Here is a 9,909-nt window from a genome sequence, read left to right as displayed (position 1 = left end):
AAGGACGACGGCCAGGACCGCGAGCAGGACGACGGCGGCACCGCCGACCACTTCGTCGTCGGCGCCGAAATCAGGATGGACTATCTGTCGTTGGCGGCGGCCACCGCAGCGCCGCCGCTGCGCATGAACCGGGCCGGACGCGAGCCAGCGCTGAAGGCCGCGCGCCCGTCCAGCCGCATCGAGTGCATGCGCCGTTGCGCCAGCGACGGCTTTTGCGATCCATCCGACGACAGCGGCTGCGGCGGCGAATACTGCCTGGCCGGCCGCGACCGCGTGTAAGCGCCGGGGAGGCCCGCGTCAGCGCTGGCTGCTCAACATTTCATGCAGCTCCAGCCGGTTATAGGCCGAGCGCATCGCATCCTTGCCGCTCACCAGCTTTTTCGCGACCAGCTGCGCCAGCACGTCGTTGAGGCTGCGCGACATATTGTCTTCCTTGCGCTTGAGGAAGTCGGCAATCATGTGCAGCTTGGACGGATCGCTGATCAGCGGCGCCACCTGCTGGTTGTGGTTGAAGATCATCTCGGCGGCCAGCACGAAGCTCTGCCCATCCTCGCTCGGCAGCAGGTTCTGGTAGACCACCCCGACCAGCGAGTTGGCCAGCGCCACCGCGCGCTGCGCCTGCTGCTCGGCCGGGAAATAGCCCAGCAGCTTGCTGATGGCGCCCAGCGCGCTGCTGGTGTGCATGGTGGCCAGCACCAGGTGGCCCGACTCGCCGGCGTGCAGCACGGTGTCGGCGGTGTCGAAGTCGCGGATTTCCCCCACCATCAGCACGTCCGGCTTTTGCCGCATCGCCTCGCGCAGCCCGGTCGAGAAGCTGGCCGTGTCGGTCGGCACCTCCTTTTGCGAAATAATGGACTGGTCACGCCGCAGGTGGTATTCGATCGGTTCCTCGATCGTCACGATGTGGGCGCTGCGGGTGGCGTTGATGTGATCGAGCAGCGCGGCCATGGTGGTGGTCTTGCCCGAGCCGGTGGGTCCGGTCACCAGGATCACGCCCTTGGTCGCCTCCAGCATGGTGCGGACATAGGGCGGCAGCCCGGTCCTGTCGATCGGCATGGGCGCCAGCGGCAGGCGCCGGATCGCGATGCCGACCGCGCGCCCGGCCGCCATGCGGTACACGTTGCAGCGCAGCCGGCAATTGCTCAGCACGAAGGAACGGTCGATGGCGGCGGCCAGTATCTTGTCTTCCCAATCCTCGTCGATGGCGGCCAGCAGCGGCGTCATCTGCGCCAGCGTCACCGGCTCGTCGCCGGCGGCGCTCCAGCCGCGCGGCGTCTTGAACATGATGCGCGCATCCTGCTCGATATGGATGTCGGAGAAGACTACCCCCTGGTTGACCAGTGAGATCAGCTCGGTCAGCAGATCGCGTCCGGCCGGAGAATTGTCACTCATGATGGTTCCTGAAAAATGGCGCACCGGCGGCGCCGCGCCTGTCGCCCTGTGGGGACGTCCCATCATACTTGGCCTGCGCCGGCGATTCCTCAACAAACCTCATCGGCCGACGACGGCGGAACCGGTGCCGGCTCCGTCGCGACTCATGCAGGACCGTCCGGCCGGCGATGGCCGCGGCGGCGATCACAATCAACCTTTAAGGAGTAAGCGATGGGAGCAGCAGTCATAGGGTCGGCCGCGCTGGGCACGGCATCGGGTCTGGCGACAATTGCCGCGGGGATGGCGGCCAACGAGGCGCTGACGGCGGCCGAGATGGCCGCACAGATCCAGAAGAAGGCCAACACCGCAGCGGTGAACGCCATCTAAACCAGCAGCGCTGAAGGCCATGGTGCGCCGCGGCCTTCAGCATTTTCTTTCCCCCAACCAGGAGCTCGGGATGATTTATCTGAATAACGGTCGCCAGCAGTTGCCGGTCCAGGCCGGCGACAAGATGGCGCGCGGGGCCGCCGCCGGCGACGACGCCGATCTGATACGCTGGGCCGCGGCGCAGGGCCAGGCGCTGTCCAAGCTGCAAATCTTCAGCACCATGGCCAAACAGGTCAACGAACAGCAGTGATGCCGGCGCCGCCGCCCGGCGGCGCTGTTTACCCCGCCTCCCCTCCCGCCACGCTAGGACACCGACAGCAGCCAGGCCCAGGCACGATCCTTGGCCGTCAGGATGGCGTCAAGCAGGCCCGTCTCGTCGACCAGTTGCTCAATGCCTATGTTGTGCAGGATAATATAGCGCCCTTCGCTGGCGTCCCACAGCCATTCGCCGCCGGCATAACCGGGACCGGCCAGCGGCGGCGCTGCGGCCGGCGCCAGCTCGCGCCGGGGCAGATAGACGGACACGCACAGGAAGGGATGCGGCGCCTCGGCCGCCAGCGACGTCGTCGTCACGACATCGTCGAACTGCAGCTCCAGCACCGGGGGACCATCGCCCTGGCTCTGTCCAGTCAACGCGACCAGCTCGCGCATACAGCGCAGCACGGCCGCGACGGAGCCACCGAATTCCTCGGGTGGCGCATAATTGTGTTGCTGCATAAGACCTTATCGGATAAATAAGCGCTCGGAGCGGTGGGCGAAAGCGTTTAGCGCATGCTACGCTTTCTGCGGCCCACCGCCAAGATCATACAGCGCCGGCGTGCCCCGCATGCGGCGGCGCCCGCGTACGGCCGGCATCCGTGGTTCGGCCATGCCCTCCGTCAACGCCTGTCTCTGTGGCTCAAAATCCCTCCGGCGTTCCTCGTTATCCTCCTGCTTACGGCAGACCGCGCTCGCCCCCTTTTTTTAGTTGCTAAGAAACAACATTTCGCGCCGACGCACAGCGCCGGATGGAACCATGCGCTGGCCAGGCCCACTCATCGGTACTCCAACCGGAGTCTTCATCTACCACTTTGAAAGGAATTGCCATGCCCATGCTCGCCCCAGTCGTGACCGCCGTCACCACCGCCGCGTCATTGATGCCGCCGCCACCGCCGGCGCCCCAGGCCGACGACACCGGCAGCATCATCTAAAGCCGCGGCCAGCGCGGGGCCGTCGCCAGGCGGCCCCGCGCTGCCAGGCCCGCCGCACTTCCACCCCATCCCCTTCATCCGCACGGAGTCCCCATGGCCGAACTGCGCCTGACCGACAAGGCCGACTTCGGCCTCATGTACGACATTGAACGGCAACGCTACGACAGCACGGTGACCGCCGTCGCGACGCGCGAGCGCGCGCTGGCCCACTACGCCGGCTGTCCGTCCGTGGGCTACGTGATCGACGGCGTGACCGCCGGCGGCGCCGTATTCGACGGCCGCGAACTGCACCTGGCCGTGCTGCCGCGGTTTCACGGCCGCTGGGCATGGCTGCTGAAGCCCACCCTGGACTGGCTGTTCGCCCTGTGCGATCCGGTCCAGGTGCGCATCGAGCGCCACAACCTGCGCTGCATCCGCTTCATGGACTGCGGCGGCTGGCAGCGCCTCGGCGAGGACGCCGAGTACATCACCTACCTGCTCAGCAGCGCTACCCCGCACGTGTTCCGGCGCCGTCGCGCCGGCCGTCGGGCCGCCGGCGACGCTACGGTTGCACCGTCGGCGGCAGGTTGCGGTACACCTTGAGCGCATACGCCAGGCGCTTCTTCGGATCGGCGGCATTGTAGGCGCCCACGGCGTCCCAGGAATTGCCGAGCCGGCGCATGTTCTGCGCCAGTATCCACGCGCCGATGTGGATATTGGTGCAGGCGTCGTACAGCTGCCGCTCGCCGATGCCGTAGCGGCGCAAAGTCGGCAGCCAGCCGCTGTTGATCTGCATCAGGCCGATATCGTAGCTGCCGTTGGCGTTGGTGCGGCCGCGCGCCAGCGGATCGAGCCGCGATTCGGTGCGCGCGATCGCGTACAGCAGGCTGGCGTTGACGCCATAGCGGGCGGCCGCGTCCTGCCAGCAGGCGTGGGCGGGGCCGCCCAGCAGCCACACGGCCAGCAGCCACGGGCGGCAACGGCGCGCCGTCATCGCGTCAGCGATCCATTGATGTACTTCCACACCGCGTGCTCCGGATCGGTGCCGGTGCAGATCAGCGGCAGTGGCGGCGACGATGAATCCAGCACAATGGTGCCGATGATGTTGACGCGGATGGGAGGGTTGGTGCCTGGCAGCACCTTGTTACAGCCATCGCCCGGCCAGAAGTGGCCGCCGATCGAATAGGTCCAGGCCCAGATGTAGTCGTCGACGATCAGCGTGTAGCCATGGATGTGGTCGTGCACCTCCAGGTCGTCGCCGATCTTGCCATTCCTGCCCGCGCTCAGGTCGCGCCCCGCATTGACGTCGGCGCCCGCCGTCAGCGTGCCCGACATGTCCAGATCGCCGTTCTGGTCCACCGCCAGCGGCCGCCATGTTGCGGTCGCCGCCGCGTAGCTGAAGGCCAGTCCCTTGTCCTTCACCAGGCGCACGTCGCCGTCGTTGTTGTCCGGCTGGGCCGCCAGATCGGCGTAGGTGTCCACCGGCGCCCGCCACGACGTGGCGGCCGCCACCTGGCGCCAACGGTTGTCGCTGGTACAGTGCATCAGATTGCGGTTGGCGTCGACCGCGATGCCGGCGCCGCTGCACGCATCGTCGGCCACCACCACCGCCGCCGCGCCCATGCCGATCGGCGCGTTCATCTGGTTCAGCTCCGGCAGCCCCGGCACCTGGTTACGGTAGAGGAAATCTGCCGACTGCCCCGGCCCGTCGAAGAACAGCGCCGACACCAGGCTGCCGGCCGCCGCCGCCGTGCCGCTGCAGCTGGCGGCGGTGAAGCTGTCCAGCGACGGCGACGTGCCCGGGTCCAGCCGCCAGGCGCCGGACGCGGCCCGCGCCCGCGTCGGATCGAGGCTGTTGATGTAGCCGGCGCCGGCGCCGGCGGCGGCCACGCCCAGCACCCGGTCCGGGATCGCCGGACCTTCGCTGACCACCACCGCGTCAAGCACGATGGGATTGGGCGCCACCGGGAATTTCGTTTTCGGATATTTCAGGCGCGGACGGACCAGCAGACAGCCGCTTTGTCCATACGGATTCGCGGACTCCATTCCTGGAGGCAGCATGCCGGCCGCCTTCAGCATGGCCGGCGAGATCGCCAGTGTCTGGCCGACATTGGCCGGCACCGCCAGCGCGCCGTACTGGTCGGCCAGATAGGTGCTGGCCGCGCGCGTCATCGCCGTTTGGTATTGCGCGGCGCGCTGGGCCTTGGCGTCCTCCAGCGCGGTGTCGATCATCGCCGTCAGGCCCGCCACCAGCATCGCCGCGATCAGCAGCGCGCCCAGGATTTCTATCATGGCGACGCCACGCTGTCTGTAGTACATGGTGCGGTCCTCAGTTGCGGGCGGCCAGCCACACCGGGCCGCCGTTGGGTATCGCCAGCGCCGGCGCGGCGATGGTGCTGGGCACGGTGGACAGCGCCGGCCGGAAATAGCCCTGGCTGAACAGGCCCACCATGTGCGAACGCTGCGACAGCGCCAGCAGCTCGCCCATCAGGCCGGGCTGCGGCGCCAGCGCATACACCAGAATGGTGCCGTCGGCCAGGCGGAAGTTGGCGAATCCGCCCTGGCTGGCGCCGCCCACCGGCGCGCCGGCCGCCACCAGCTGCGCGGCCGGCGCGGCGTGGTACTGCTGCGGATGGTCGGTGAAATACGCGACCACCGCCTGCCGGTAGGCCGCCATCGCCTGGGCCTGGCCCTGCTGCGCGGCGTGCGTGAGCAGCGCGCCGGCATCGACCTGGCGGACGCCGTACCAGGTGGTCAGCCCCAGCATCACGGCTAGCATCATGGCGTTGAACATGGCTTAACGCTGCAATGCCGGCACGGCGGCGCAGCCGGCGATCAGCCCGGCCATCTGCTGGCGGGCGACCGCCGTCAACAGATCGTACTGGCCGGTGCGCAGGTGGCTGCGGGCGGTCGGCGCGTCCTTCAGCAGCAGCAATTCCGTCTTCAGCGTCCTCCTGGCGGCGCCACCGAGTTGCTGGTGCAGCACGCCGGCCAGCCCGTCCGCCATCAGCGCGCGGGCATGGCCGGCGCCGATGCGCTCGGCCGCCAGCGACTCCAGCTTGCCGATCGCCTGGGCGGCGCTGTCGGCGCGCATGGTGCTGATCAGCAGATAGCCGTCGATGGCGGCGCGCAGCACGCAGACGGCGGCCTCCTGGTCGCGGATCTCGTCGAGCATGACGATGTGCGCGCCGCTGGCCGCCACGCGGCGGAAGGCCTCGGCGAAACCGCTGTCGCCGCCGGTGGCGGTCTGGTAGCAGACGCCGTCGCCGTAGCCGCCCTCCAGCGGCAGCTCGATCAGCGCCTCGCCGGTGACGGCAACGCCGCCATGCAGGCTCAGGCGCTCCCTGACGATGGCGCAGCCGGTGCTGGTCTTGCCGGACTTGGCCGCGCCGGCCACGATGAACAGCCCCGACAGACCGCGCGCCGTCAGCGCCGGCAGGTAGGCGTTCGGTATGCCCAGCTCGGCAAGCGTGCGGATCACACCGCCGATCTTGCGCAGCACGAACACCTGGCCGCCGGCGGTCAGCAGGGTCGTCATATGGTAGCTGACACCATCGTGCGCCACGCGGCAGCGGGCCGGCGCGCGCGGCCCCACCAGCGCCGCCCGGCAGACGTCGGTCAGCCGGTCCAGGTCGGCGCGCAGGGCGGCGGTGGCGCGCAGCGGATTGGCGGCGGCGCCGGGCACGTCGCAAAAGCGGTCCTCCAGCGTCGGGTGGCCAAGGTAGAGGTCGGAAAACACCAGTTGTCGGACGGCGGTGGCTTCAAGCATGAGAAATGAAATGGCCTGCGGTTAATTGGAGGTGAACGTCAGCGTGTTGCCGGCGGCGACGCTCACGCTGCAGGCCGTGGCGGCCGCCGCCGGGGTGATCGGGAAGGTCGTGATCGACGCCGTGCCGGGCGAGGCGATCGACTGCCAGCCGCTGGTGCCGACCAGCGTGGCGACGCAGACGTCCTGCGGCAGGCCCGGATAGGCGATGGTGAATGTGCCGGTGACGCCGGTGACGACCACGTTGCCGCCCCAGACGTTGGTGGCCACGCCCGCGGCTGTGACGGCCAGCGTGTTGGGGAAGGCGCCGGCCGTCTTCAAGGTCTGGTTAAGGCTGCCGGTGCCATAGCCCTGGCCCATGTACAGCTTGCGCACGGCGGTGCGGATCGCCGTCACCTCCTCGCCCGCCTGGTTCGACTGCGCGCTGCTGAAGGCACCGGTCAGCAGCGACACCGCGCCGAGGATGACGATGGCGGCGATGCCGAGATAGGCGATGGCTTCGAGCAGCGAGGCGCCGCGCTGGCGATGGGGATAGCGTATCGGTTTCATGAAGTTCTCCTGTGGTTAAGACGATTGCGAAAAAAGATGCCAATGCGGTGCGGTGGTCTCAGTGCGCGCCGCGCGTCATCGAGGCGATCTCCTGCTGGATGCCGAAGAAGCCGGTCACCAGCCAGGCGATCACCAGGGCCAGCGTGACCACCGACAGCGCGTTCAATACCTTCATCTGGGCGCTGACCGTCTGCACGCCCTCGGCCAGCCATTCATCGGCCAGGATCCTGAGCGCCTCGGCAAACCCCTTGTACTCGGCATAGACGCACAGGTCGTCGACCACTTCCGGCGATGGAAAACCGTAGCCGGCGTTGCGCAGCGCCTCGCCGCAATTCAGGCCGGACTTGACGCCCAGCAGCGCGCCGTCGAGGCGTTCGCGCAGCCATGGCGCCGCCTGGCCGGACAGGCGCTGCAGCGATTTTTCGACGGTGATGCCGGCGAACTGCAATGCCGAGAACGCCATCAGGAAACCGCTGCCGACCTGCAGCCGGTACAGCGAATACGGCACATGGCGGTCCAGCGCCACGCGCACATTGCCGCACCAGCGCGGCATCGACAACACCACCGCCGCCAGCGCCAGCAGCAGGCCGGCGACGACCGGCAGCATCCACTGCTGCACCAGTTGCGACATCAGGTACAGCGAGCGCGCCGCGCCGTGCCACTTGTGCGGATCGACCATGCGCGCGAACTGCGGCACCACCGTCACGCCGAACACATACAGGTAGGCCAGCAGCATCGCCAGGATCGCCATCGGATAGGCCAGGCCGCCGACGATCACCCGCTTGATCTCCTGCCGCGACTTGACCACGCCGGTCAGCACCTGCAACGTCGCCTCCAGCCGGCCGGACTGCTCGCCGGCCAGCACGATCATGCGCTCCGTGCTGGGGATCCAGCCTTCCAGGCCGTCGCCGAGAAAGCGGCCGTTCTGCACCGCGCGCCGGCAGTCGGCCAGGATGATCGCCAGCGGCTCGTTGGGTTTGCGCCCGTGGCGCGAGGCGCGCTCCCACAGGTCGTCGAGGATCTTCAGCAGCGGCAGGCCGTTGGCCAGCATGGCGGCGATCTTGCGGTAGACGCGCAGCCGCACCGCTTCACCGAACTGGGTGCGCGCCCACCAGCGATGCGGGTCAACCTGCATAGGCCGCCTCCACCACGTTCAGGTGGCGCTCCGCGCGCGGCGCGTCGCCGGCCAGATGGCCGACCACCTTTTCCGCCATGCGCGGATCGACCAGGCCGGCCACGACCTTGGACAGCGCATGCTCCAGCAGCGTCTGCCCGCCCAGCTCGCGCCGCCAGTATTCCAGCGCCTGCCCCTTGTCGCCGCTGCGGAGGTAATCGAAGAAGCGCGCGTCCGGCGTGATCACCTCGGCCACCACCGTGCGTCCGGCCGTGCCCTGCTCGCGGCATTCCTTGCAGCCCGGCCCTGCCAGGCATACCTGGTCGAAGGCCGCGCCGGCGGCATGGCGCAGCCGCGCCAGCAGCGGCGGCGCCAGCCGGTCGGCATGGTCGCGCAGCCTGACCTTGCAGTGCGGGCACAGCAGCTTGACCAGGCGCTGGCTGATCAGGCCCGTCACCACCGTGTGGTCGGCCACCATGGTCAGCGGCAGCCCCAGGTCGAGCAGCCGGTCGACGATGGCGATGGCGCTGTTGGCGTGCACCGTGGTCCACACCTGGTGGCCCGTCATCGAAGCGCGCAGCGCGCTCTGCGCCGACGCCTTGTCGCGGATCTCGCCGATCATGATGGTGTCCGGGTCGAGCCGCATGGCGTTGCTGATCGCCGCCGAGAACAGGCGCGAACGCTCCTCCTCGCTGCCGGCGTTGGTGACCGAGGTCTGCACCGCGCCGTCGATCGGATACTCGACCGGGTCTTCCACCGTCAGCACGTGCAGCTTGTGTTCGGCCTGCTCGATCGCGCCGCTCAGCACCCGCTGCAAGGTGGTCGACTTGCCGGAGCCGGTCGGGCCGCTGATGAGGTTCATGCCGGTCGGCTGTTCCTTGAGCCGTTGCAGCTGTCCGGCGTGCAGCTCGTCGAAGCCGAGCGGCCGCAGGTCGACCGTGTCGCCGGCGTCGTTGTACAGCAGGCGCAGCACCATCAGCGTGCCCTCGTTGGTGGGCGCGGTGGCGATGCGCACGCCGTACAGTTGCGGCGGCAGCTTGTCGCGGTCGGAAATGCTGGCGTCCTGACGCTCGGTCGGCTTGTACGAGCTGTCGGACACCGACGTCATCGCGCCGTACAGCGTGGCCAGCAGCCGCTCGCCGTATTCCGACGTCTGGCTGCCGATGCGCAGCAGGTCGTTGTGGATGCGGAAGTAGGTTTCGGTGCTGCTGCGGCGCACGCGGATATGGATGTCCGAGGCGCGCTCGCGGCACGCGCGGTTGAGCAATTCCTTGGCCGTCACCTGCATCATCGAGTGTTCCTGGCGCCGGCCGCCCTGCCCGCCCGCGCCATCGTTGTACTGCGCGGCGATGGCCTGGATGTCGACCACGCTGACCTCGCACTCGTGCGCCATCTTTTGCAGCCGCGCGCGGTAGGACAGCACGTGCGGGTTCAATTCCTGGCCGTGGGCGATCAGCAGGCGTCCGTCCGCCAGCAGGCACAGCAGCTTGCGTTGTTCCGCGCTCGCTTCGAAGGCGCCGGCGCGGCTCAGCACATCGGGCGCGCCGGCGGCG

The 9,909-nt window shown here is 68.7% G+C and carries 13 protein-coding genes; 4 read left to right on the top strand and 9 right to left on the bottom strand.

The window, feature by feature from the left end; genetic code table 11:
* Positions 1 to 279: hypothetical protein (locus tag GTP90_RS33270; RefSeq protein ID WP_161087531.1), on the top strand; the 279-nt coding region annotated here is incomplete at its 5' end.
* Between the two features lie 18 nt (positions 280 to 297).
* Here GTP90_RS33270 and GTP90_RS33265 read toward each other — a convergent pair.
* On the bottom strand, positions 298 to 1,392 hold the full coding sequence (locus GTP90_RS33265) for a type IV pilus twitching motility protein PilT (RefSeq protein WP_161087530.1): 1,095 nt from the start codon (positions 1,390 to 1,392) through the stop codon (positions 298 to 300).
* Positions 1,393 to 1,602: 210 nt separating this feature from the next.
* Between GTP90_RS33265 and GTP90_RS33260 the strand changes: the two genes are divergently transcribed.
* Both GTP90_RS33260 and GTP90_RS33255 read left to right on the top strand, forming a co-directional pair.
* Complete coding sequence (locus tag GTP90_RS33260) at positions 1,603 to 1,758, top strand: hypothetical protein (RefSeq protein ID WP_161087529.1); 156 nt, start codon at positions 1,603 to 1,605, stop codon at positions 1,756 to 1,758.
* A 70-nt stretch (positions 1,759 to 1,828) separates the two neighbouring features.
* Positions 1,829 to 2,008, top strand: coding sequence for a hypothetical protein (locus GTP90_RS33255; protein WP_161087528.1), 180 nt, complete (start codon positions 1,829 to 1,831; stop codon positions 2,006 to 2,008).
* 53 nt (positions 2,009 to 2,061) lie between these two features.
* On the opposite strand, the gene GTP90_RS33250 is transcribed toward GTP90_RS33255, so the two are convergent.
* Entirely contained in the window at positions 2,062 to 2,475 is a 414-nt protein-coding gene (locus tag GTP90_RS33250) for a hypothetical protein (protein WP_161087527.1), read from the bottom strand.
* 608 nt (positions 2,476 to 3,083) lie between these two features.
* On the opposite strand from GTP90_RS33250, the gene GTP90_RS33245 reads away from it, so the two are divergent.
* Positions 3,084 to 3,530 (top strand): GNAT family N-acetyltransferase, encoded by a 447-nt coding sequence (locus GTP90_RS33245; protein WP_161087526.1) that lies wholly within the window; start codon positions 3,084 to 3,086, stop codon positions 3,528 to 3,530.
* Here the strand turns inward: GTP90_RS33245 and GTP90_RS33240 are convergent.
* The 7 genes from GTP90_RS33240 to GTP90_RS33210 all read right to left on the bottom strand — a co-directional run.
* A complete protein-coding gene (locus tag GTP90_RS33240; protein WP_371875163.1) occupies positions 3,490 to 3,951 on the bottom strand; it encodes a lytic transglycosylase domain-containing protein in 462 nt (153 codons plus the stop codon). The two genes, GTP90_RS33245 and GTP90_RS33240, sit on opposite strands and share 41 nt — an antisense overlap.
* A complete protein-coding gene (gene pilV, locus GTP90_RS33235; RefSeq protein ID WP_161087525.1) occupies positions 3,918 to 5,246 on the bottom strand; it encodes a shufflon system plasmid conjugative transfer pilus tip adhesin PilV in 1,329 nt (442 codons plus the stop codon). The genes GTP90_RS33240 and pilV overlap by 34 nt, the downstream gene beginning before the upstream one ends.
* Before the next feature lie 10 nt (positions 5,247 to 5,256).
* Positions 5,257 to 5,721: a type IV pilus biogenesis protein PilM gene (pilM, locus tag GTP90_RS33230; RefSeq protein ID WP_161087524.1), complete on the bottom strand. Its 465-nt coding sequence runs from the start codon at positions 5,719 to 5,721 to the stop codon at positions 5,257 to 5,259.
* Between the two features lie 3 nt (positions 5,722 to 5,724).
* Positions 5,725 to 6,696 (bottom strand): ATPase, T2SS/T4P/T4SS family, encoded by a 972-nt coding sequence (locus GTP90_RS33225; protein WP_161087523.1) that lies wholly within the window; start codon positions 6,694 to 6,696, stop codon positions 5,725 to 5,727.
* Positions 6,697 to 6,717: 21 nt separating this feature from the next.
* Positions 6,718 to 7,242 (bottom strand): type 4 pilus major pilin, encoded by a 525-nt coding sequence (locus tag GTP90_RS33220; RefSeq protein WP_161087522.1) that lies wholly within the window; start codon positions 7,240 to 7,242, stop codon positions 6,718 to 6,720.
* Positions 7,243 to 7,300: 58 nt separating this feature from the next.
* Positions 7,301 to 8,377: a type II secretion system F family protein gene (locus GTP90_RS33215; RefSeq protein WP_161087521.1), complete on the bottom strand. Its 1,077-nt coding sequence runs from the start codon at positions 8,375 to 8,377 to the stop codon at positions 7,301 to 7,303.
* Positions 8,367 to 9,909: GspE/PulE family protein (locus GTP90_RS33210; RefSeq protein ID WP_161087520.1), on the bottom strand; the 1,543-nt coding region annotated here is incomplete at its 5' end. The genes GTP90_RS33215 and GTP90_RS33210, both read right to left, overlap by 11 nt.

It is taken from the genome of Duganella vulcania (genome assembly GCF_009857655.1).
GTDB classification, from domain to species: Bacteria; Pseudomonadota; Gammaproteobacteria; order Burkholderiales; family Burkholderiaceae_D; genus Rugamonas; species Rugamonas vulcania.
This window is presented reverse-complemented; position numbering and strand designations above follow the sequence as displayed.